Consider the following 23006-nt stretch of genomic DNA (forward strand, 5'->3'; position numbering starts at 1 on the left):
TGCTAAACTTCGGCTAATCTGGAGTACCCAGATCGATTAATTAAAATTGCCGTGAAGGCAGTACATAAATAATGTGACTTAAAAAAACAGGACAAACGATTTATCAATTAAGGAAAAAATATACTTGAACATCTTGTCCTGAGGTATAGACTCAGCAACCCACGATATACGGTTCGTTTTTCTCCCTATAGGTTGCTGATTTTAAGTTAAGCAAAATATAAAAAGGACTTCTAATATGACAATGGTTCATCATCCCGATGAGGCAAGCTCCCCTGATCATTTACAACGGAAATTAAATAATCGCCACTTACAAATGATTGCAATTGGCGGTGCAATTGGAACCGGCCTATTTATGGGCTCGGGCAAAACCATCTCCCTCGCAGGTCCTTCAATCCTCGTTATCTACATGATAATTGGTGGTATGTTCTTTTTTCTGATGCGCGCATTGGGCGAACTACTGCTTGCCAATTTACATTACAAATCATTTGTCGATATGGCATATGATTTGATTGGACCATGGGCTGGCTATTATATAGGCTGGACTTATTGGTTAGGCTGGGTACTGGTCGGTATTGCTGACTTGTCTGCAGTCATTAACTATTTAAGTTTCTGGCTGCCTGAAGGCGCCAGTTTCTCACCCATGCAACAGGCCATGATTAGTACAGGCTGTGTACTATTCATTTTAGGGCTTAACCTTCTTACGGTGAAGTTGTTTGGTGAAGTTGAATTTTGGTTCGCACTCATTAAGATCTTGGCCATTATTGGCCTGATTGGAGTCGGTGGTTATATGCTCCTTACTCATTTTCAAGCTCCGCATGGTGAGGTTGTGAGTGTAAGTAATGTGTGGTCGCATGGCGGCATATTTCCAAAAGGCGTAAGCGGATTTTTGGCAGGTTTCCAGATTGCCGTATTTGCCTTTATTGGTGTTGAGCTGATTGGTACAACAGCTGCTGAAACCAAAGATCCAGAGAAAAATCTACCGAAGGCAATTAACGCGATTCCTGTACGTATTATTCTATTCTATGTGTTGGCACTCTTTGTGGTGATGTCAGTAACACCTTGGGATCACATTCGTGCAGATAAAAGCCCATTTGTTGAGTTGTTCTTAAATGCGGGTATTCCTGTTTCAGCCATCATCATGAACTTGGTGGTGCTGTCTTCAGTGATGTCTTCAATGAACAGCGGTGTGTTTTCAACCAGTCGTATGCTGTTCGGTTTATCGAAAGATGGTCAGGCGCCAAGTGCATTGGGACGTTTATCAAAACGTGCCGTACCTTCAAATGGTTTAATCTTCTCATGTATTTTCATTATGGGTGGGGCAGTGCTTCAGTACTTTGTTCCAAACACGATGGAAGCATTTACTTTGGCAAGTTCACTCTGTGTGATTCTATTCATTAGTGTATGGCTTCTGATCATGGCATGCTATTTACGTTACCGTAAGTTGAGTCCTGAGCTTCACGCTGCATCAACCTTTAAAATGCCGGGTGGCGTGTTAATGGCGTATGTGGTTATTGCATTTTTCTTGTTCACTTTAGTGATTTTGGCACTAGAGCCAGATACATTAAAAGCACTCTATGTTAGCCCAGTATGGTTGGTGGTTTTGGGCATTACCTATTATGCATTCTATAAACCGCGTATGAAAAAACTAGGCCGAGAAGTTTTTTAATTATCCTTTCTCGATTTACCCAAAAAGCCAATCATGATTGATTGGCTTTTTTATTGAGATGTCTAATCAACCAGTAAGTGTTGATATTTATCTGCTTGTTTACGTAAATAATCCCAGACCAGTTTAATGCGCGGTTCATGCTGTAAATCAACGAAGGTCAGCATCCAGAAGGTATGGGTAAAACGAACTTGTTGCTCTAATAGCTCTTCGAGTTCAGGTTTATCGTTTGCTAAAAACTTCGGCAAAATCGCAAGCCCTGCACCCGCACTGACCGCAATTTGCTGGGCCAAAATGCTGCTACTGCGAAAGTTAGCATTCAGCTTTAATGGGAGCCGTTCTAAACAGTACAGCTCAGGGCTATACACCAGATCATCAATATAATTTACAAAGCGATGCTGAGTTAAATCTTCTAAACCGCGAATCGGTGGGTTTTGCGCTAGATAGTTTTGGCTGCCATAAATTTTTAAACAGTAGTCTGACAAGCGGGTAATGATATAAGGGCCCGAGGTTGGGCGCTCAATCGACACGACAATGTCTGCTTCACGGTGTGAGAGCTTAATCATTTTGGGCACTGGAATCAGGTCGATGGTGAGCAGTGGGTATTGAATGGAGAACTCAGCCAGTAAACGTGCTAAAAACGCAGTGCCAAAACCTTCAGGTGTGCCAATTCGCACACGACCTTGCAAAGGTTGATGTGGTTTTTCAATTTGTAAGAAAGCTTGTTCCATTTGCTCAACTCGAGGAACAAGTGCCATGCCTTCGAGTGTCAGCTCATAGCCTGTTGCTTCACGTTTAAACAACGTCGTACCCAAAGCAAGTTCTAGAGCCTGAATTCGTCTAGCCACCGTACTATGCTCGACACCAATAATACGTGCAGCATTGGTTAAGGTTTTAGTGCGAGCCAAAACCAGAAAAAACTGTAGATGATCCCAATCCACTTTCATTTTTGTTATTGTCCCTGTGCATATTTGCACAACAATCGTGCATGAATTTGCGTTGGTGGTCAAAGCTTTCTTTGTTAGTCTCAAATGAAACCTGAATAAAGAAAATACATAGATCAGTATTTTCTAATAACTGAACACAATAAAAATATGGCCTACGGAGAGGTTATGAACACAATCCAAAAAATCGAATTGGAAACCGCTAAATTACTTATTAACGGACAGTTTATCGAATCTAAAACACAGGAATGGCAAGACATTGTTAACCCTGCCACTCAGGAAGTGATTGGTCGCGTACCATTTGCTACAGTTCAAGAAGTTGATGCTGCTATTCAAGCCGCACAAGATGCTTTTGCTTCTTGGCGTCAAACCCCAATTCAGGCACGTATGCGCATTATGCTTAAGTTACAAGACTTAATTCGTGCCAACATGAAGGAAATTGCACAGGTATTGACTGCTGAACAAGGCAAAACTTTGGCCGATGCTGAAGGTGATATTCAGCGTGGTTTAGAAGTGGTTGAACATGCCTGTTCGATCGGCACTTTACAAATGGGCGAATATGTCGAAGGTGTAGCACGTGGCGTAGACACATATACTTTGCAGCAACCTTTGGGTGTCTGTGCTGGTATTACGCCGTTTAATTTCCCTGCCATGATTCCACTTTGGATGTTCCCAATGGCAATTGTGTGCGGCAACACCTTTGTTTTAAAACCATCAGAACAAGACCCGTTATCAACCATGATGCTGGTTGAACTTGCGATTCAAGCAGGTATTCCAGCAGGCGTACTCAACGTTGTGCATGGTGGCAAAGAAGTGGTTGACCGCTTGTGTACCCATAAAGACATTAAAGCGATTTCATTTGTGGGTTCAACTGCGGTTGGCACACATGTTTATAATCTTGCAGGGCAACATGGCAAACGCGTGCAATCAATGATGGGGGCAAAAAACCATGTGGTTGTCATGCCAGATGCCAATAAAGAGCAAACCTTAAATGCGTTGGTGGGTGCAGCTTTTGGTGCTGCTGGGCAACGCTGTATGGCATTGTCTGTTGCAGTCATGGTTGGCGACAGCAAACAATGGATTCAAGAGTTAGTTGAAAAAGCGAAAACCTTAAAAGTAAACGCAGGCCATGAGCCAAATACTGACATTGGCCCAGTCATTTCAAAACGTGCTAAAGCGCGTGTGCTTGATTTAATTAATAGCGGTGTTGAGCAAGGTGCAGAACTTCTGCTTGATGGTCGTAATGTGCAAGTACAAGGCTATGAGTCGGGTAACTTTGTCGGTGCGACGATTTTTAGTGGCGTAAATACCGACATGCGTATTTATAAAGAAGAAATCTTTGGTCCAGTACTTTCGATTATTTGTGTAGATACACTCGATGAAGCGATTGCTCTTATCAATACTAATCCATTTGGAAACGGTGTAGGTCTATTCACACAAAGCGGTGCCATTGCACGTACTTTCCAAAACTTAATTGATATTGGTCAAGTCGGTATCAACATTCCAATTCCTGTACCTGTGCCGTTCTTTAGTTTTACAGGTTCAAGAGGTTCTAAACTCGGCGATTTGGGGCCATACGGCAAACAGGCTGTCCAGTTCTATACCCAGACCAAAACCATTACTAGCCGTTGGTTTGAAGATAGCCATGAAGTTGGCGGTGTAAACACAACCATTAGTTTACGTTAAGGGGATCACGGATGAATATCGCCTTTATCGGTCTAGGAAATATGGGCGGCAAAATGGCCCATAACCTACTAAAAGCCGGAATCAAAGTGTATGGTTATGACCTCAGTGAAGTTGCTATTCAGCACTTCGCCGAGGCAGGTGGCATAGTCTGCGACAGCCCTCAGGCAGCAGCGAAACAAGCTGATGTAGTCATTACCATGTTGCCTGCAGCAAAGCATGTTAAAGACGTTTACTTGGGTGAAAATGGTGTATTGGAGGTGCTAAAAGCAGGCAGCTTATGCATTGATAGCAGTACCATTGACCCGCAAACCATCAAAGATATTTCGGCTGTTGCGCATAGCAAAAATATTAAAATCTGTGATGCACCAGTCTCTGGTGGAACCATTGGTGCTCAAGCTGGAACTTTAACCTTTATGGTAGGTGCCGATGATCAAACCTTTAACGAAGTAAAACCAGTGCTCAGCCACATGGGCAAAAATATTGTTCATTGTGGTGATGTCGGTGCAGGCCAAATTGCCAAAATTTGCAACAACCTGATTTTAGGTATTTCAATGGCCGCGGTGGCTGAAGGTATGGCGCTTGGTGTGAAGTTAGGCATCGACCCACAAGCATTGGCAGGCGTCATTAACACCTCAAGCGGTCGTTGCTGGAGTTCGGATGTATGTAACCCATGGCCGCATATTAATGAAAATGCGCCAGCATCTCGCGGCTATCAAGACGGCTTTGCGACTCAGTTGATGCTAAAAGATTTAGGACTTGCTGTAGAGGCCGCGGGCCAAGTCAAACAGCCAGTGGTATTAGGTGGCATGGTGCAACAGCTCTATCAGCAAATGTGTATGCGTGGTAATGCCAATCTCGATTTTTCGAGCATTATTCAGCAATACCTGCCACAAGAGGCATAACGGTAAAGCCAAAGGATGGCTTTAAACCAATAAATCAAACCCTGTCGTGAATAACAACAAATCCGGACTGAGGGAAAAGATATGATGGATTATCAAAATGCTGTACAGGCTTTCGATTTGGAAAGCACTGCTAAACAGATGTTGTCAGGTTCACTCGATGCACTGAACGCTTGTTATGAATGCTGTGATCGACATGCAGATGGCGACAAAATCGCGCTGTACTGGCAAGGAAAAGATGGCCGTAAAGAACAATATACCTTCCGTGAGCTAAAAGAATGGTCGAGTCAATTTGCCAACTTTTTAAAAGCACAAGGTGTGAAAACGGGTGACCGTATTTCCGGCTTATTGCCAAGAACACCTGAATTGATTGTAACCATTTTGGCAGCTTGGCGAATTGGTGCAGTCTATCAACCTCTATTCACAGCATTTGGCCCAAAAGCGATTGAACACCGCATTCAGCTTGCACAAAGTAAGCTAGTGGTGACCGATATGGGTAACCGTAGCAAGCTTGATGAAATTGAAAATTGTCCTGCAATTGTGACGGTGGCCGATGCACAAGGTACTCCGCTTAAAGCAGGTGATTTTAACTTTTGGAATGAAGTGAAACAGCAGTCTGATCAATGTGATCTGGTGATGCGTAGCATCCAAGATCCTTTCCTGCTCATGTTTACTTCAGGCACTACAGGACCTGCAAAACCATTGGAAGTGCCCTTAAAAGCACTGATTGCCTTTGGGCGATATATGCAAGATGCCATTGGTTTAACAGAAGAAGATTCATTCTGGAATATTGCCGATCCGGGTTGGGCGTATGGTCTGTACTATGCGATTACGGGGCCGTTATTCTTGGGCCATGCTACTTTGTTCTATGAAGGCGGTTTTAGCACAGATAGCCTATGCCAAATTGTGAAAGACTATAAAGTTAACAACTTGGCAGGTGCTCCAACGGCTTACCGTATGATGATGGCAGCAGATCCAGCTCAAATGGCGCCGTTAAAAGGTCAGTTCCGTGTAGTAAGCAGTGCCGGTGAGCCGCTGAATCCTGAAGTCATTCGCTGGTTTAAACAAGTCCTTGATGCTCCAATTTATGACCACTATGGGCAAACTGAAGTCGGTATGGTGGTGTGTAATCATCATGGTTTAAAACATGAAATTCATGCTGGTTCAGCAGGTTTCCCAAGTCCGGGCTATCGTGTTGCGATTGTCAATGAACAAGGTGAAGAACTTCCGCCAGACACACCAGGAATTTTGGCAGTAGATATTAGCCAGTCTCCAATGATGTGGTTTGGTGGCTATAAAGAAAGCCGTAAATCGCCTTTTGTTGGTCATTACTACTTAACGGGCGACACTGCCGAGTTACATGCCGATGGCAGTATGAGCTTTGTAGGACGCAGTGATGATGTAATCACCACATCGGGTTATCGGATTGGACCATTCGATGTAGAAAGTGCTCTGCTTGAACATGATGCTGTCATTGAAGCAGCAGTGATTGGTGTGCCTGACCCAGACCGTACCGAAGTGGTTAAGGCATTCGTGATTTTATCCGCGACTACTCAACCATCAGAAACACTTGCTGAAGAACTTAGTCAGTTTGTTAAAAGACGACTTTCTGCTCATGCTTACCCACGTTTAGTTGAATTTGTGAGTGAATTACCTAAAACTCCAAGTGGCAAAATTCAGCGCTTTTTATTGCGTAATCAAGAAATTGCTAAACAACAAGCTAAAGCAGGGTAAAGGAAATAATAATGCAATTTACCGAAGAACAATTACTTATCCGTGACATGGCGAAAAGTTTCGCCCAAGAACAAATTAAGCCTCATGCTAGCGATTGGGACCGAGACGGAACTTTCCCAAAAGAGACTCTGGCTCAAATGGGGCAACTCGGTTTTATGGGTATGCTTGTTTCAGAGCAATGGGGCGGTTCAGACACGGGTAACTTAGCCTATGTATTGGCACTCGAAGAAGTTGCGGCGGCAGATGGTGCAACCTCGACCATCATGAGTGTACATAACTCGGTTGGTTGTGTGCCTATTTTAAAGTTTGGTACCGACGAGCAAAAAGAGCGCTTTTTAAAACCTCTGGCACAAGGTGAAATGATCGGTGCTTTTGCCCTAACTGAGCCGCATACAGGATCGGATGCGGGAGCCATTAAAACCCGAGCGGTGAAAGATGGCGATGATTACATCTTAAATGGTGCTAAGCAGTTTATTACCTCGGGTGATAATGCCGGTGTCATTATCGTGTTTGCCGTGACCGATCCGAGCGCAGGTAAAAAGGGCATTAGTGCATTTTTAGTCCCACGCGAAACACTGGGCTATGAAGTGATTCGTGTAGAAGAAAAGCTCGGTCTGCATGCGTCAGATACCTGTCAGATTGCGCTGACCGATGTACGCGTTCATAAAAGCCTGATGCTAGGTAAAGAAGGTGAGGGCTTGAAAATCGCTCTTGCCAATTTAGAAGGTGGACGTATTGGTATTGCTGCACAAGCAGTCGGTTTAGCACGTGCGGCGCTCGAAGAGGCGACTCGTTATGCCAAAGAGCGTATTACTTTTGGAAAACCAATTTTTGAGCATCAAACCATCGCGTTTCGTCTTGCTAGCATGGCAACTGAAATTGAAGCAGCGAGACAACTGGTTCACTACGCAGCGCGTTTAAAAGAAGCAGGTCAACCGTGTCTCAACGAAGCTTCAATGGCTAAGTTATTTGCTTCAGAAATGACTGAGCGTGTGTGCTCGAGCGCACTACAAGTGTTTGGTGGCTATGGTTACCTCAGAGATTTCCCAATTGAGCGTATTTATCGTGATGCGCGTATTTGTCAAATTTACGAAGGCACAAGTGATATCCAACGTTTAGTGATTGCACGTAGTCTATAAAATCAGAACAAGGAATAAATAATGCAGTGGCAAAGTATTTTATTAGAAAAGCGTAATGGGGTTGGACTGATTACATTAAATCGCCCTCAAGCGCTCAATGCTTTAAACAGCGAATTAATTTGTGAAATTAATCAGGCATTAGATCAGCTCGAAAAAGACCGCGAAATTGGCTGCATGGTATTGGCAGGTTCTGAAAAAGCTTTTGCCGCAGGTGCAGACATTAAAGAAATGGCTGATTTAGCATTTCCTGATATTTATTTTGATGACTTTTTCCATCTTGCAGACCGTATTGCACAGCGCCGTAAACCTCTAATTGCAGCAGTCAGCGGCTATGCGTTAGGTGGTGGCTGTGAACTGGCGCTCATGTGTGACTTTATCTATTGTGCTGAAAACGCCAAGTTTGGCTTACCCGAAGTCACTTTAGGTGTAATTCCTGGTATTGGTGGTACACAACGCTTAACCCATGCCATTGGTAAAGCCAAAGCAATGGAAATGTGTTTTACAGCTCGTCAAATGGGCGCTGTAGAAGCAGAGCAAAGTGGTTTAGTTGCACGTGTGTTTAGCAAAGAAGAATTACTTGAACAAACCTTGCAAGCAGCTGAAAAAATTGCGGCACGCTCTTTAACAGCAAATATGATGCTTAAAGAAACCATCAACCGAGCTTTTGAAGTGAATCTGACTGAAGGCTTGCGTTTTGAAAGACGCATGTTCCATTCAATATTTGCAACATTTGACCAAAAAGAAGGAATGCAGGCGTTCGTTGAAAAACGAAAACCAAATTTTAAAAATCAGTAAGAGATCAATAAAATGAATACAGAAAATCACTTAATGATTGAGCAACAAGGTAAGTTGGGCATTATTACCTTAGACCGTGTGACTCATCTCAATGCATTGTCGCTAGACATGATTAAAAGTATTGGTGCCCAATTGGAACTGTGGCGAAATGATGCTGCTGTTCAGGCAGTATTAATTAAGTCAAATAGCCCAAAAGCCTTCTGTGCAGGTGGCGATATTCGCTATCTCTACGACAGTTATAAAAATGGCACGGCTGATTACAAAGGCTACTTTAGTGCCGAATATAAAATGCTAGATATACTGCGTGAATATGCAAAGCCAGTCATCGTCTTGCTTGATGGCTATGTTTTAGGTGGCGGATTTGGCTTGGCTCAAGCTTGTCACATTGTTGTGAGCAGTGAAAAGTCCAGATTTGCCATGCCTGAAACAGCGATTGGCTTTTTCCCAGACGTTGGCGCAACGCATTTCCTGTCTCGCCTTGATGATATTGGCGTTTATATGGCAATTACGGGCGAGCAGATCAGCAGCAGCGATGCGCTCTATCTCGATTTAATTGACTACCATGTGCCAAGCGAGCAGTTACAAGCTTTGCAAGATGCTCTGGTTGAAGCGCCAAGTTTAAGTAAAGAGGGAATTGAACGCATCATTACCCGATTTATTACTCGCCCTGCTGAAAGTGAACTCAAACAATTGGCTGAAGGTATTCGTAAACACTTCGGATATCAGCATTTAGATGAAATTGAGCAAAGTCTTGAAAATGAACAAGATGAAAGCTTAAAGACTTGGGCAAGTAAGATGCTCAGTATTTTGCAGCAGCGCTCATTTATAGCCAAACAAACCAGTTTGAAATTGCAACATTTAGGGCGTGGGCTTTCTTTACCGCAGTGTATGCAGCTTGAACGTGATTTACAGGATATCTGGTTTGAGCATGGTGACTTTATTGAAGGTGTCCGTGCTCTCATTGTCGATAAAGACAAACAACCACAGTGGCAAGAACGTAATTCGAAATTTGAGCCAATTTTAGAAAAATTGAGCTAAGCCTTATTACGCAACTCTAAAAAGCTTAAGGAGATAAAGCGAGACCTAAAAATGCTTATGGTCAGGGTTGGTCATAAGCATAAAAAAGATAAAACAAGAAAATCTAAAAAGGATATTACGATGCAATCAATACATGGAAACGGTTCACATCCTAAAAAGTCGCCACATCGATTAGCAGGCATCTCTAGCATGGTCGGCACTACCATTGAGTGGTATGACTTTTTTATCTATGGTGCGGCGGCAGCGCTGATTTTTAACAAGCTATTTTTTCCTAACTTAGACCCACTTACAGGTGTACTTGCGGCATTCGCTACCTATGCCGTTGGTTTTATTGGCCGTCCACTTGGTGGTTTAGTCTTTGGTCATTTTGGTGACAAGATTGGCCGTAAATCGATGTTACTACTGACTCTGATGCTCATGGGAATTCCAACGGTACTCATTGGCTTATTACCGACTTACGAATCAATTGGATACTGGGCTGCAATTGGTTTGGTTGTCTTACGATTCATTCAAGGTATGGCTATGGGTGGTGAATGGGGCGGTGCGGTGCTTATGGCCGTTGAACATGCTCCCGAAGGCGGTAAGGGTTTTTGGGGAAGTTTACCACAAGCCAGTACGGGTGGTGGCTTAATGCTAGCCTCGATTGCATTAGGACTGGTGTCGTTATTACCTGAGCAAGCATTGTTTAGCTGGGGCTGGCGTTTACCATTTCTTGCCAGCATTATTTTACTGGCAGTGGGTTGGTACATTCGGGTAAAAGTACCAGAGTCACCAGATTTTGAAAAAGTAAAACAGCAGTCCGAAGAAGTCAAAGTTCCTGCCTTGCAAGTTTTTAAAAATCATCCAAAGCAACTCATCACCATTATTTTGGCGCGTGCTGCCGAAAATGCATGGTTCTATATTGCTTCAACCTTTACATTGGCTTATACCACTTCGCAACTTGGAATCGCACGCCAAGACATTTTGTTTGCCACCATTTGCGGTGCAATAGTTATTTTATTTATGACGCCGTTGTGTGGACATTTGTCTGATAAGGTTGGCCAACGCAATATGTTTATGTTTGGTCTATGCATACTGGCGCTTTACAGCTATCCATTTTTTACCATGCTCAACACCAAAGATCCGGTATTAGTCTGGACAGCCATTGTTTTAGCAATTGGTGTTGTATTCCCAATTATGTATGCGCCGCAAGCTCAGCTTTTTGCCCGTCAATTTCCAGCAGAAATTCGTTATAGCGGAATTTCAATTTCGGTACAGTTAGCAGGTGTGCTTGGTGGTGGTTTAGCGCCGTTAATTGCAACGAAACTTTTAAGTATCGGGCAGGGTAATCCATATTTAATTATGATTTATATTGGATCTATGGCTATCGTTGCGATTATATCAACTTCATTTATGCCACGTGATCAAAGCTTTGTAATAGATAAGCATCAAACAAAGCCTAAAAATTTAAATCTTAATACGAATGCTTCAGATCATTCTTGAGCTATTTGGGAGGATATAGGCCTAAGTTTTTCTTAGGCCTCTATTAGGGTAAGCTTATAAAATTAAGATAATGACGATATATAGCTGTTGCAGAGATGAGATTGCTTTTTATACAAATATATTGTGTTAGGGGTGAAGTGGCTTTTTTCCAATCAAATGCATTTTGATTTTTTGTCCAAGTAGATGAACCATTAAACCTAACATCACAACAATAGAACCAAACCATTGCCAGTTGTTTAAATGTTCATCTAAAAAAATAGTGGCAAAAATCATACTAATGACAGGAACCCATAACGAAAGTGGACTAATCTTGGCTGCTGGATAACGTGTAAGCAAATAAATCCATAACCCATATCCAATAATTGTTGCGAAATAAGCTAAGAAAGCAGCAGCTCCCAGACCACGCCATGTTAAGGCTTGCCAGTCTACAATGACACCTTGCCAACCAATATCTTGGATAGCGAATAATAAAAACCAAAGAGGTGTAAGAATATTTCCCCAAACGACTAACCCGATTGGATTAATGGAACCCATTCTTTTTATAACAATATTTCCACATGCCCAAGAGAATGCTGAACACAAAACGAGTATCAAACCTAATAAAGGGATATGACTATGCTGTTGACCTAATGCAATCAGTAGTAGTCCTAATGATGCGATAACGATCGCTAACCATTGATTCCAAGATGCTTGCTCCTTGAGAAGAAATACAGCAATCATCACTGTAAAAAAGGCTTGTGATTGAACAACTAAAGCAACTAGTCCAGTAGGCATACCTGTGGCAATAGCACTAAACATAAAAGCAAATTGAGAAAAGTTGCTAATAAACCCATATGCCAAGAGCCATTTCCATCCGACTTGTGGAATACGAATAAAAAGTAGAGCGGGGACTAGAACTAAAATATATCGTAAACATCCTAACATCATGGGGCTAATTTCACTCACACCAACTTTCATAAAATAAAAGTTAATGCCCCAGATGAACACCACTGCAAAAGCAGCGAGTTTATCTTTCAACAACATGTGCTTATTCCTGAAAAGAGATTTACGACCTATCTAAAAGACAGGTCATGTAAACGAGAGGAGGTTAGATTTTGTTATGCTTCGCAGGAACGAGATTATCTAACTTGGGGTGTTGATTACGTAATTTAAGTAGTTCCACATAGTCACGAATCATAAAAATGCAGAATAAAATCGCAGCACTAGCAATACCGAACCAGAACGCTTTTTGTAAACTTGGAATGAGGGACATTGCGGCAAAGATACAAACCATACCAATAATGGCAACATAACTGAGGTATGGGAAACACCACATACGAACTTTAATTCGTTCAGAGGCAACACGTTCTAGGTGACGACGTAAACGGATTTGAGAAAGGGCAATGATGATATAAACAAATAAAGCTACCGTACCATAAGACTCGACCAAGAAAGGAAAGATGCCCTCAGGTGAAAAATACGAAGCTAAAATGGAAATATAACCAAATAGTGTGCTGAATAAGATGGCACGAACTGGGACACCATTTTTAGACAATTTGGTTAAGGCACGAGGGGCATCACCATTTTTGGTTAAAGCAAACAACATACGGCTTGCAGCATAGACTCCTGAATTTAGACAACTTAGCACCGCAACTAAAATGACAGCATTCATAATGTCTGCAACAAAAGGGATATTGAGTACTTTAAGTGCACTTACATAAGGTGTTGTGATATCAGGACTGTTCCACGGCACAAGGCATACGACTAAAAAGATTGAGCAAACATAAAAGAGCAACACACGAGTGATAACAGATTGAGTTGCCTTAGCAACAGACTGCTCTGGATTTTTTGTTTCTGCTGCAGCAATTGTGACAATTTCAGCACCAAAATAAAAACCAGTAGCCGCAACTGCACCTGATAACACAGGAATCCAACCATTTGGCATAAAGCCACCATGCTTTAATAATTCACCTAATCCTGAAGCTTGATGGTTTGGCCAGAAACCAAATAAATATAATGAACAAAGGAAAATAAATACCCCAATTGCTGCAACCTTTATAGATGAAAACCAAAACTCAAATTCACCAAAAGATTTGACAGAGAACAAATTGGTTGCGGTTAATAGAACGAGCAGAACCAGACTCACGATCCATTGGGGAATATCAGGTAACCAGTAAGCGAGAAGTTTAGCTCCAACAATTGCCTCAAGGGCAATCACGATTACCCAAAAATACCAATACATCCAGCCTGTCATAAATCCAGCGAGGCGAGATAAAAATGGTGAATCTTGAAAAGCATATCGAGCGTAAGCATAGAAGGAGCCTGTTACCGGTGAAGCAGTGGCTAGCTCCCCCAACATACGCATCACTAAAATGATTAATATACCCGTGATAAGAAATGAAAGAATGGCTGCAGGGCCAGCAGATTGAATCACTACTGAGCTACCTACAAATAGCCCCATACCAATGACACCACCAAGCGCCATCATCTGGACATGGCGTGGCTTTAAGCTACTTTTTAAATCTTGGTTTGAATCTGAATCATACATGGCTGACTCCCCTCATAATTTTTATAACCGTATCGTTAGGCTGATCGTTGAATAACACTTAAAGCATTTCGTCTTTTAAGTAATACCAGCGGTACAACAAGGCTTGCCCCAACCGTCTAAAAGGTCGAAATAAATGTGAAGGTAATGGTGACTGATAAATAGGTAGATCAAATTGTGGACGTTGAATGCCCATTACTCGTTCTGCAAGACGGCGTCCTGCCATTGCTGAAAAAGATACGCCATTGCCGCCATAGCCAATTGCATAATAGATAGTTTCATCAGGATTAGGCTGTACAATCCGTGGCATCATGTCATGACTGACATCGACCCAGCCCCACCATGAATATGCAATCGGTATACCACGCAAGCTTGGGAACTTGCGATAGAGTCCTTCTTTTAAACGCTCTAGATGTACAGGGTTATTTGCATCGGCTCCTGTTAAAGCACTTCGGCTGCCACACTGTACTGAACCATCAGGTAATAAGCGGTAATAGTGGCGTAGAGTGCGAGTATCTGTAATGAAGGTTGTACTATGTAGGCCTGCTTCTCTAAGCTCAGCAGTTGTTAAAGGACGGGTGACAATAGAATTAGATAAAATTGGCATGATTTTGCCAGACAAGCTTGGATGCAAACCATTAGGTGTATAACCACCTGTTGCTACAGCGACTCGTTTAGCTTTGACTGTGCCATGGGGGGTACGTAGATAATGAATACCATTACGTGTTTCCCAATCTAATACAGGACTTGAGGTATGTACTTTCGCGCCGGCAGCACGCGCTCTTTTTAAATATCCAAAAGCTAATTTTAATGGATGTACACCAATACCATCAGGTTCGAGTAACGCACCGGCAGCTTCTTGGTCTCCAACAAACTCTTCGTGAAGTTGTTCGCGGCTTAGCATACGAGTGTTATAACCAAACACATCTTTCATGACTTTGCCTTCGTTTTCTAAAAAAGCCAGTTTTTTTGCACGATGAGCAATATATAAATGCCCACCATCTTGTGCATCACATTCAATACCAGTTACCAGATGTTTAAAATAATCAAAACCTTCGCGGATTTCTGCATCTAAACGTTTGGCTATATCTAGTCCCCATTTTTCGATCCATTGTGAACGATATAACCGACCAGAAGCATTTTGACCTTGTCCACCATTTCGGCTTGTACAACCCCATGCACTACGATTTGCTTCAAGAACTAATGGCGCAGTGCCAAATTGTTCTGCAAGAGTTAAAGCAGTTGAAAGACCAGTAAAACCGCCACCAATAATGACAATGTCGGCCTCTGTATCACCTGATAATGGGCCATCATCATCGGGAGGTGTTCCAGCCGTTGCAACCCAGTAGGTTGGTGCGTATTGTTCGTTGCCAGTTACGATTTTATCTGTCAACGGATCAAATTTAGCGTTGTAGATTTTAAAGCCACGATGAATGGGTTCAGATATTGGATCAACTATTTTGTCTAGAGAAGTTAATTGTTGTACTGAATGATTCATGGGCAGGCTCCTTAAGCGACTGCTTGCACAGGGCGATTTTTACGGAATGCATTTTTGACTAAAATTTTTCCATCTTTAAAGGTGAAAACATCAACCATGTTGGCTTCAATTTTTCCACCTTCAGGGGTTGATGCTGTAAATGTAGTTTCAGAAATTCCGTATAGCGCATCTTCGCTCAACCAATGTTTACCATTAAGCCACTGTGCATCAGGGAAACTTTTAAAAGTATTTTCAAATGCTTGACGAACAGATTCATGTCCTTGAATACGTGTACCGTATACCTCATCACCTGCAACTGTTTCAAAACAACAATCAGAATGCATACAGTCCATGAGTTGCTCTACATCGTGTTTATTCCATGCTGTAGAAAAGTCAGTGATTAGTTGCAAAAGTTGAGTTTGTTTCATCTTTTTAACTCCAAATACATACGAATCCATTTTGATGATTAAACTGTAGTGAAATAGAGCAATTCGCCGTAGTACCAGATTTAAGTTTTTGATGGAGCCAGATTTAAATTAATTTAAATATTTAAAATTTATTATTTTTTTTAGATTTTTTATATATTGGAATAGGTCTTGCATTTGTATTTATGATGCCAGATTTCGGTAAATCATAGGTCTTCAGAGGCAAAATGCACCACGTTAAGCATTTTGGCTTCAAAATAGGTCGAGAAATGCACTATGGAAAGAGATCAGTTTGTAACAAGCTCAGTAGCACCAAGTATATGGAACGTATTCTTTGCAGAGACTGAGCAAAGTGGACTCAATTTACAGGGAAGAATTTGCCGTATGATGTTTACTGCATTAGTACAAGGTTATCTCAAGCCAGGTATGGCTATTCCATCAAGTCGCTATTTGGCAGATCAACTTGGAGTTGGTCGTAATACTGTGACTATTGCATATCAACAACTCGTAGCTGAACGTATTTTAGAGTCTAGGCAACGTAGTGGACATTTTGTGCATCCCAGCTTCCAAATTGATAGTAGTGAAAGCAAAACGATAAAAACAACATCAAAATCTACAGAATGGGTTTCACGCTTTTGTCTTCGCCCATCAGCTCAAAGGCATATTAATAAGCCTGCGGATTGGATGAGTTACCCATACCCGTTTATATATGGTCAGCCTGACTTTGAAAGTTTTCCGGCTTCATCTTGGCGTGAGTGTGCTCTTAAAGCTTTATCAGCTAAAGATGCATCGATATGGGCAAGGGATATTACACAACAAGGTGATGATACTTTCCTTATAAATGCAATACGGCAACATATTTTACCGACCCGTGGAATTATGGCCAAAGAAAATCAAATATTACTTACGGTAGGAAGCCAGCATGCATTGTATATGTTGGCAGCACTACTACTTAAAGAACAACAAAGTGTTGGTATAGAAGACCCTGGCTATCCTGATGCACGAAATATTTTTATGTTGCATACACCAAATATTGTGCCATTAGCGGTCGATCATGAAGGCGTTACTCTAACAAATGCTGTGGGCTGTGATTATTTTTATGTGACGCCAGGGCGACAATGCCCAACAGGTATCACTATGTCTCCTTCACGCCGTAAAAAGCTTTTACAACTGGCGGAGCAGCAAGACAGTATCATTATAGAAGATGAATACGATGCACAGGTTTTGGTTCAAAATACTACGATCCCTGCATTAAAAAGTTTAGATCGGCATGGGAGAGTAGTTTATATCGGGAGTTTATCTAAGCCTCTAGCACCAGGTTTACGCTTAGGATACATCGTAGCAGCCCCTGAACTCATTAATGAATTGCGTCATTTGCGTCGTCTAATGCTTCGGCACCCCAATGTTTTTAATCAAAGAGTATTTGCCCTTTTTATTGATCAAGGTTATTACCATGGTATGCTACGCCGACAATTTCAGCTCCATAAATATCGTGGAGAGCAGTTAATAACAGCAATACATCATTACTTTCCTACGTGGAAAGTTTATTCATTAAATGGTGGCTCGGCATGTTGGATTGATACCCAAAGTGATATCAATTGTACTGTTCTGGCCCAATACGCAGCTAATGTAGGGGTGTTTGTGGAGGCTGGTCAGCCATTTTTTCTAAGTACAGATCAACATCAACATTTTTTAAGGCTAGGCATTGGATCTATTACTGCCGATAAAATTGATGAGGGAATTCAGGCCTTAGCTCAGGCAGTAAATGATTATAAGAAATATAATTAAAAATATTTTATAGCCAGCCAATGAGAACTAGTTTTCGACTACTTCTTCTGATATTTGGAACAAAAAAAAGAGGTTCAAGTACTACGTTTCTATTTTTACGCCCCAGCTTTTCAATACGTTACTAATTTGCTAGATACTAAACTTCAATCAAGCATGCAAACATAGCATATCCATCAATCGTCATTGGTGGGCCTGCACGATGGGCACGAAACCCAGCAGCACGTAGTAACCGCTCTACCCCAAGAGGAGAGGTGGTAATAAGTTGTTTGGCACCTTGTTCTCTTGCAAAGTTAATTGCTTCTTGCAGAATGGCAATCGAAACAGGTGATGATATTGCTTGAGTCGCTGTGGTCGGTGGATTCGAGAAATCTACGGCAGAAAACCTTGAGAGTTCCCAAATTTCTGGTGAGCAGGGAATAGGCATTCCATTCATTAATTGAGGAAATATTTCACCCAGTAAATACGGTTGAGTTGTAGGTAGTAATCTGGCACAACCAATAATATTGGAATCTCTGTCTTGAGCGACAACGTAAGCTGTATCGACTTTATCAAATTGATCTAATTCTTCATTATGTGGACAGTTTAACTCCCATCCCAAATGTTCAACAAACACCTTGTAGCGGTAACTTTTAAATTTGGTATATAAGCCTTCTGAAAAATTGTTTTGAAATCCAGCAATAATATTCATTACAAGTGCTTCCACTTATTTTTGATGTGACTTTACTGAACACCTAGGAAGGCGGTAACTGTAAAAATTTACAGGTTGCTAGGAGAAATTAGGGCTCAATTTAGACTTTATTAATCTTGTATTGATTTGGGCATAAATGAACTGTTCCCAGAACAGGCTGTCGATTTTCTTCTCGATTAATGATCCAGTCACATCAAATCCAATATCTGTACCAGATACATCAACAATCATGATATTGCTTCTCGGCAGGCCAATTCGTTTTAAGCTAGCGGCTCCATTTTGCTCAATGAATACCCAGTCCCATCCAGTACTTAAAGCAGGGGTCTTTAGTGTTGCCCATTCAGTAAAACCGTAATAAAAAATTTGTGAATCTTCGATTTGTATTGATTCAACAATGGATAAGATGTGTCGGAGAGAGTGGTTCATAAGCTGGTTTTCATTCATCCGAATAAAACCATCTGCTGAGATTGGAAAGTGAGTGGGTATGCTGACCATGCTACCTGTTTAAGTAACCTAAAATGGAATTCTACTGATAAATAACATAAATTATTGCCAATGAAATACTGTCATATTTAACAGGTTAAAGATAATTCCATGGCCTATATCGTTAAGCTGACCTTATTAGAGGGGTGCTTGGATATTAAGATTTACTTATATGAGAATAGAGTAACTTTAGTTCTTTAGTCGAAAATAACTTGTTGAAATTTACGAAATCATACGACCGATGATGAACTTTATATGGATTATCTATTCTCATTATTGAAAGGATAATCATAAGCAATACAGATTATGGTGTAATTATTTGATTTTTTTAAATTATTGTAGATGCTTTTAGTTTCTATATATAATAAATGGTAAAATTTCATAATTTTAGGTGTTGTTAGAAGTTATTATTAAATTAAATTAATAAAAATATCTCATTGATAATAAGTAGTGGAGTCTTAGTGTTTATTTAAAAATAATTATTTTTTGGAATAAAATGCATCCTATAAAAAATTTTTTTCAAGCATAATCTGCACCTGAAATATAACAACCTTAAAAGCTTTTAGAAATTTAGTTTATCTGAAGAATTTGCACCCATTTAGGCTTAAAAGTGTTGTTAATTGAATGATGAATTCAAAATCTGCAATTGAGAAATCAATAAAAGAGGAATAGGTGTTCAAAATATTTTAGTACCTAAAAATCTTTTAGATTCTCGCAGCGCTTTATTGGAATAAGGGTAAAAGATAAGGCCTATACTTCAATTTGATTGCTTGGATTCATAAGATGAAACTGAACAAAAAATGATTTTTGGCCGGAGTCTAATGAGAGCAAATGGAAAGTTGGCAAGAGGATTTATTATCAGCATTTTTGATCGTGCAAGATGAATACCAATTATTTGAAGTCGTCAAATCGACAGCATTAAAGCTTGGATTTGATTATTGTGCTTATGGTATGCAGTCACCATTATCTATTGCTGAACCAAAAACAATTATGCTGAATAATTATCCTCAAGCATGGCAGCAACGCTATGTGGAACAGCAGTATGTTAAGGTCGACCCAACTGTTCAGCACTGTATGGTTTCACTGAAACCTCTTGTCTGGTCAAGTCAATACACTCATACACAAGTAGAGAAAGACTTCTGGGAGGAAGCGCGTTCTTATGGTTTAAATGTTGGTTGGGCACAGTCAAGTCGTGATTTCATTGGGACACGTGGAATGCTAACTTTGGCAAGATCCAGCGACCAATTATCTGAAAAAGAACAAAAGGCACAATATACAAATATGTATTGGCTAACTCAAACTGTGCATTCCAGCATTGCTAAAATTGTAAATGATGTTGAGTTCTCTCAGTTTAATCTATATTTAACGAACCGAGAAAAAGAGGTACTACGTTGGACGGCTGAGGGTAAAACGTCAGCTGAGATTGCACAGATTCTTGGAGTAAGTGAAAGAACCATAAATTTCCATCTGAGTAATTCAATGCAAAAACTAAATGTGAATAATAAAATTTCAGCAGCAATTCGTGCTGTAATGTTAGGACTATTGTAAAACTAAGTTTATAATAAAAATAATATTAAAGTTAAATAGTTGTGATGTATATTTTAAATTAAATTTAAAAAATTATTTATTTTAATAAAGATAAATAATTTAATTATTTTTTTTAAATTTAATTTTTATTTGAGATATAATAATTATCAAAATTAAAAAAAGTTCTTTTTAACATATTTAATTCTAATTTTACTTTTATTTTTTATGGTCGGATAGTAAGATAAATTTCACAACTTATGTATATATGTAGTTTTAAGTATTTAATCAAAGCTTAAGTATAATTAAATTAAGATTTTTATTGGTGCTAAAAGTTCTGGAATTAAATGTGGTTTTTAGTTAGATTGTATATAACCAGTAAAATCATAAATTTTATCTAAAATACGAACCTAAAGTTAAGAAAAAATGAAAATTCGAACTCAATATGTTTTGTGGTTTAGATAAACTTAACAATATTGGCTTGACATTTTCTAAATCGAGTTTGTTAGGGTAGGTTTTTAAGTTTAATTAATTACAAGAATTTGTAATCTTTAACTGAATAAAAATGATTATAAAAGAGAACTAAGCTCTTAATTTTAAATAAAAGTTGCCTAACCTGTTAACACTTACAGGTGTAATAAAAAACACCCGAACATAAAATATAATGTGAATTTATATTTTAAACAAAAAGTATATTCATTTTTATTAAAACCCCCAGCTAGAAGTTGAATTTCTGAAACAACAGGTTTCTTTGAAGGGTTAATTATAATTAATCGGAGTAAGTTATGGCTGTAATGTGTACGGATAATATCATTGCAACTTTGGAATCCCACGCGAAATTAAATGGAGCTAAGACAGCTTTCGAGTATTTGGGGCGCCAGTCGGGTGGTATTCAAGCTTTGACGTATGCAGATCTGAACGAGCGAGTTCAATATCAAGCTCAGATATTACTAAACCTTGTAAATAGTGGCGATCGTGCAGTATTGCTATTTGAACCTGGTCTAGACTTTATCGTTTCGTTCTTTGCTTGTCTAAAAGCTAAAATCATCGCAGTACCAGTCAGCTTACCGTTTAATCGTAATGGTTTTTCTAATATTTTGAATATTATGAATGACTGTGAGCCAAAGATAGTACTCACAACAAAAAAGATTCTTGAGCTATCAGGTCTGATCACATTAAAGGCTCAAAATGAAAGCTTAATATTACATGCCGTTGATGCCCAATTGCAGCGTGATGTAGTGGAAAAAGATTTTCCGCTTATTGATGAAGATGATGTTTGTTTCCTTCAGTACACTTCAGGATCAACAGGTTGGCCTAAAGGGGTGATCGTTACCCATAAAAATATTATGGCAAATGAGGTCATGATTGCCGAAGCCTTTTGTACGCAGCCGGATGATATTGGCTTGACATGGTTGCCTGTTTATCACGACATGGGATTAATTGGTTCAGTTTTACAGACCGTTTATGTGGGACTGACTTGTTATGTTATGTCGCCGCTGGACTTCATTCGAAAACCGTTGAAATGGCTACAATTCATTAGTGAAAAAGGCGTCACGATCAGTGGTGGGCCAAACTTTGCTTATGAGTTGTGCTTGCATCGTATCTCTGATGAGGACGCTGCAGCGCTTGATCTGAGTCGCGTTCGTGTAATGTTTAATGGTGCTGAGCCAATCAAAGCTCACGTTATGCAGCGCTTCATGGAGAAGTTTAATACTCAGTCGAAATTGAAGCTAGATACTTTCTTGCCATGTTATGGCTTGGCAGAAGTCACGCTTTTAGTCAGTGGTGTAACCGGTCCTCTGAATGCCATTTCACTTGATCGTGACAAATTAAATGCCCACTTGGTAGAAATCAGTCAAGACCAGAATGCTGTACAAGTGGTGAGCTGTGGCAAGATCTCTGCACACATCGATTGCCGTATCGTCAATCCGCATACCCATCAAGAAGTAGCTGCTCATGAAGTTGGTGAAATCTGGTTGGCAGGTGAGAGTGTGACAGCTGGCTATTGGCAGAAGCCAGAGGTCAATCAGGAAACTTTTGCCGCGACTATTGTCGATGAAGCGGGTCAGCCTAGCCAATTGCATTACTTAAGAACGGGGGATATGGGCTTTGTCAAAGATGGAGACCTATATGTGACTGGTCGTCTTAAGGATGTGATTATCATTCGTGGCAAGAACTATTATCCACAAGATATCGAGTGCTCTGTTGAAATGGCGCATCCTGCTGTTCGTAAAGGCTGTGTTGCAGCAGTGAATGTTGCTGATTCTGACGGTGTTACGGTTGTACTTGAAATCAAGAAGAAGTCACTAGACAAGACTCTCAATTTTGAAGCCATTAGAACTCAGGTCAAGGAACAAGTGACAGCTGAGATTGGCTTGCCTGTAGAAGGTGTCTTTTTACTGCATCAAGGCCGAATAAATAAGACCACGAGCGGCAAAATTAGAAGAAGAAAAATTAAAGAGCAGATCGAACGCGGTCAATTGGTCTGTTTAACCCATCCAAACCGTAGAACGGTAATTGCTCGAAACTATGTCAAGAACGGTTTAGAAGTCATCCGTGATCGTGAGCAGCGGGGGCAGCTGATTCGTTATAGCTCCAATCTACTCAACTCAATGATCAAGGAACGTGAAGTGCGCAAGCTGATTTTTAATCGTCTGAAAAGTGCTTTGTTTTAAACCCTTACCTTTTAATCATTTGAGTGAAAATTCATGTCACTT

The 23006-nt window shown here is 40.5% G+C and carries 18 protein-coding genes; 11 read left to right on the forward strand and 7 right to left on the reverse strand.

What is annotated here, in order from left to right; translation table 11 throughout:
• Window positions 1-241: 241 nt before the first annotated feature.
• On the forward strand, window positions 242-1666 hold the full coding sequence (locus tag MSG95_RS14085) for an amino acid permease (RefSeq protein WP_081400358.1): 1425 nt from the start codon (window positions 242-244) through the stop codon (window positions 1664-1666).
• Between the two features lie 62 nt (window positions 1667-1728).
• Here MSG95_RS14085 and MSG95_RS14090 read toward each other — a convergent pair whose 3' ends face one another.
• On the reverse strand, window positions 1729-2610 hold the full coding sequence (locus MSG95_RS14090) for a LysR family transcriptional regulator (RefSeq protein WP_077165072.1): 882 nt from the start codon (window positions 2608-2610) through the stop codon (window positions 1729-1731).
• A gap of 165 nt (window positions 2611-2775) precedes the next feature.
• Between MSG95_RS14090 and MSG95_RS14095 the strand changes: the two genes are divergently transcribed.
• The 7 genes from MSG95_RS14095 (at window position 2776) to MSG95_RS14125 (ending at window position 11380) form a co-directional block, all read left to right on the forward strand.
• Window positions 2776-4293 (forward strand): CoA-acylating methylmalonate-semialdehyde dehydrogenase, encoded by a 1518-nt coding sequence (locus MSG95_RS14095; RefSeq protein ID WP_077165071.1) that lies wholly within the window; start codon window positions 2776-2778, stop codon window positions 4291-4293.
• 11 nt (window positions 4294-4304) lie between these two features.
• Complete coding sequence (gene mmsB / locus MSG95_RS14100) at window positions 4305-5195, forward strand: 3-hydroxyisobutyrate dehydrogenase (protein ID WP_049065474.1); 891 nt, start codon at window positions 4305-4307, stop codon at window positions 5193-5195.
• Window positions 5196-5276: 81 nt separating this feature from the next.
• A complete protein-coding gene (locus MSG95_RS14105) occupies window positions 5277-6926 on the forward strand; it encodes an AMP-binding protein (protein ID WP_077165070.1) in 1650 nt (549 codons plus the stop codon).
• Between the two features lie 11 nt (window positions 6927-6937).
• Window positions 6938-8065, forward strand: coding sequence for an acyl-CoA dehydrogenase family protein (locus tag MSG95_RS14110; RefSeq protein WP_077165069.1), 1128 nt, complete (start codon window positions 6938-6940; stop codon window positions 8063-8065).
• A 21-nt stretch (window positions 8066-8086) separates the two neighbouring features.
• Window positions 8087-8860, forward strand: a complete 774-nt coding sequence (locus MSG95_RS14115) for an enoyl-CoA hydratase (protein ID WP_077165068.1) — start codon at window positions 8087-8089, stop codon at window positions 8858-8860.
• 12 nt (window positions 8861-8872) lie between these two features.
• On the forward strand, window positions 8873-9898 hold the full coding sequence (locus MSG95_RS14120; RefSeq protein ID WP_077165067.1) for an enoyl-CoA hydratase/isomerase family protein: 1026 nt from the start codon (window positions 8873-8875) through the stop codon (window positions 9896-9898).
• A 120-nt stretch (window positions 9899-10018) separates the two neighbouring features.
• Window positions 10019-11380 carry an MFS transporter gene (locus MSG95_RS14125; RefSeq protein WP_081410221.1) on the forward strand — a complete coding sequence of 454 codons (1362 nt, stop codon included), beginning with the start codon at window positions 10019-10021 and terminating at the stop codon, window positions 11378-11380.
• Between the two features lie 126 nt (window positions 11381-11506).
• Here MSG95_RS14125 and MSG95_RS14130 read toward each other — a convergent pair whose 3' ends face one another.
• The 4 genes from MSG95_RS14130 to MSG95_RS14145 all read right to left on the reverse strand — a co-directional run bounded on the left by MSG95_RS14130 (window position 11507) and on the right by MSG95_RS14145 (window position 15809).
• Entirely contained in the window at window positions 11507-12403 is an 897-nt protein-coding gene (locus MSG95_RS14130; protein ID WP_077165066.1) for an EamA family transporter, read from the reverse strand.
• A gap of 64 nt (window positions 12404-12467) precedes the next feature.
• Complete coding sequence (locus tag MSG95_RS14135; RefSeq protein ID WP_077165065.1) at window positions 12468-13907, reverse strand: amino acid permease; 1440 nt, start codon at window positions 13905-13907, stop codon at window positions 12468-12470.
• Between the two features lie 58 nt (window positions 13908-13965).
• Window positions 13966-15402 carry an NAD(P)/FAD-dependent oxidoreductase gene (locus MSG95_RS14140; protein ID WP_077165064.1) on the reverse strand — a complete coding sequence of 479 codons (1437 nt, stop codon included), beginning with the start codon at window positions 15400-15402 and terminating at the stop codon, window positions 13966-13968.
• 11 nt (window positions 15403-15413) lie between these two features.
• Window positions 15414-15809: a nuclear transport factor 2 family protein gene (locus tag MSG95_RS14145; RefSeq protein ID WP_077165063.1), complete on the reverse strand. Its 396-nt coding sequence runs from the start codon at window positions 15807-15809 to the stop codon at window positions 15414-15416.
• A 273-nt stretch (window positions 15810-16082) separates the two neighbouring features.
• On the opposite strand from MSG95_RS14145, the gene MSG95_RS14150 reads away from it, so the two are divergent.
• Complete coding sequence (locus MSG95_RS14150; protein ID WP_077165062.1) at window positions 16083-17594, forward strand: PLP-dependent aminotransferase family protein; 1512 nt, start codon at window positions 16083-16085, stop codon at window positions 17592-17594.
• Between the two features lie 136 nt (window positions 17595-17730).
• Here MSG95_RS14150 and abaI read toward each other — a convergent pair whose 3' ends face one another.
• On the reverse strand, window positions 17731-18297 hold the full coding sequence (abaI, locus tag MSG95_RS14155) for an acyl-homoserine-lactone synthase AbaI (protein WP_077165061.1): 567 nt from the start codon (window positions 18295-18297) through the stop codon (window positions 17731-17733).
• Window positions 18298-18360: 63 nt separating this feature from the next.
• Entirely contained in the window at window positions 18361-18777 is a 417-nt protein-coding gene (locus tag MSG95_RS14160; RefSeq protein ID WP_077165060.1) for a DUF4902 domain-containing protein, read from the reverse strand.
• Window positions 18778-19596: 819 nt separating this feature from the next.
• Between MSG95_RS14160 and abaR the strand changes: the two genes are divergently transcribed.
• Together abaR and MSG95_RS14170 are read left to right on the forward strand one after the other, a co-directional pair.
• Window positions 19597-20313 carry a LuxR family transcriptional regulator AbaR gene (gene abaR / locus MSG95_RS14165; protein WP_077164369.1) on the forward strand — a complete coding sequence of 239 codons (717 nt, stop codon included), beginning with the start codon at window positions 19597-19599 and terminating at the stop codon, window positions 20311-20313.
• Window positions 20314-21074: 761 nt separating this feature from the next.
• A complete protein-coding gene (locus MSG95_RS14170; RefSeq protein WP_039252862.1) occupies window positions 21075-22964 on the forward strand; it encodes a fatty acyl-AMP ligase in 1890 nt (629 codons plus the stop codon).
• Window positions 22965-23006 lie beyond the last annotated feature (42 nt).

Source organism: Acinetobacter sp. IK23 (assembly GCF_035615275.1).
Lineage (GTDB): Bacteria > Pseudomonadota > Gammaproteobacteria > Pseudomonadales > Moraxellaceae > Acinetobacter > Acinetobacter seifertii.

Coding starts and splice junctions, on each gene's coding strand:
- MSG95_RS14085 (WP_081400358.1), top strand. CDS start 242: ATGGTTCATCATCCCGATGAGGCAAGCTCCCCTGATCATTTACAACGG.
- MSG95_RS14090 (WP_077165072.1), bottom strand. CDS start 2,610: ATGAAAGTGGATTGGGATCATCTACAGTTTTTTCTGGTTTTGGCTCGC.
- MSG95_RS14095 (WP_077165071.1), top strand. CDS start 2,776: ATGAACACAATCCAAAAAATCGAATTGGAAACCGCTAAATTACTTATT.
- mmsB (WP_049065474.1), top strand. CDS start 4,305: ATGAATATCGCCTTTATCGGTCTAGGAAATATGGGCGGCAAAATGGCC.
- MSG95_RS14105 (WP_077165070.1), top strand. CDS start 5,277: ATGATGGATTATCAAAATGCTGTACAGGCTTTCGATTTGGAAAGCACT.
- MSG95_RS14110 (WP_077165069.1), top strand. CDS start 6,938: ATGCAATTTACCGAAGAACAATTACTTATCCGTGACATGGCGAAAAGT.
- MSG95_RS14115 (WP_077165068.1), top strand. CDS start 8,087: ATGCAGTGGCAAAGTATTTTATTAGAAAAGCGTAATGGGGTTGGACTG.
- MSG95_RS14120 (WP_077165067.1), top strand. CDS start 8,873: ATGAATACAGAAAATCACTTAATGATTGAGCAACAAGGTAAGTTGGGC.
- MSG95_RS14125 (WP_081410221.1), top strand. CDS start 10,019: ATGCAATCAATACATGGAAACGGTTCACATCCTAAAAAGTCGCCACAT.
- MSG95_RS14130 (WP_077165066.1), bottom strand. CDS start 12,403: ATGTTGTTGAAAGATAAACTCGCTGCTTTTGCAGTGGTGTTCATCTGG.
- MSG95_RS14135 (WP_077165065.1), bottom strand. CDS start 13,907: ATGTATGATTCAGATTCAAACCAAGATTTAAAAAGTAGCTTAAAGCCA.
- MSG95_RS14140 (WP_077165064.1), bottom strand. CDS start 15,402: ATGAATCATTCAGTACAACAATTAACTTCTCTAGACAAAATAGTTGAT.
- MSG95_RS14145 (WP_077165063.1), bottom strand. CDS start 15,809: ATGAAACAAACTCAACTTTTGCAACTAATCACTGACTTTTCTACAGCA.
- MSG95_RS14150 (WP_077165062.1), top strand. CDS start 16,083: ATGGAAAGAGATCAGTTTGTAACAAGCTCAGTAGCACCAAGTATATGG.
- MSG95_RS14160 (WP_077165060.1), bottom strand. CDS start 18,777: ATGGTCAGCATACCCACTCACTTTCCAATCTCAGCAGATGGTTTTATT.
- abaR (WP_077164369.1), top strand. CDS start 19,597: ATGGAAAGTTGGCAAGAGGATTTATTATCAGCATTTTTGATCGTGCAA.
- MSG95_RS14170 (WP_039252862.1), top strand. CDS start 21,075: ATGGCTGTAATGTGTACGGATAATATCATTGCAACTTTGGAATCCCAC.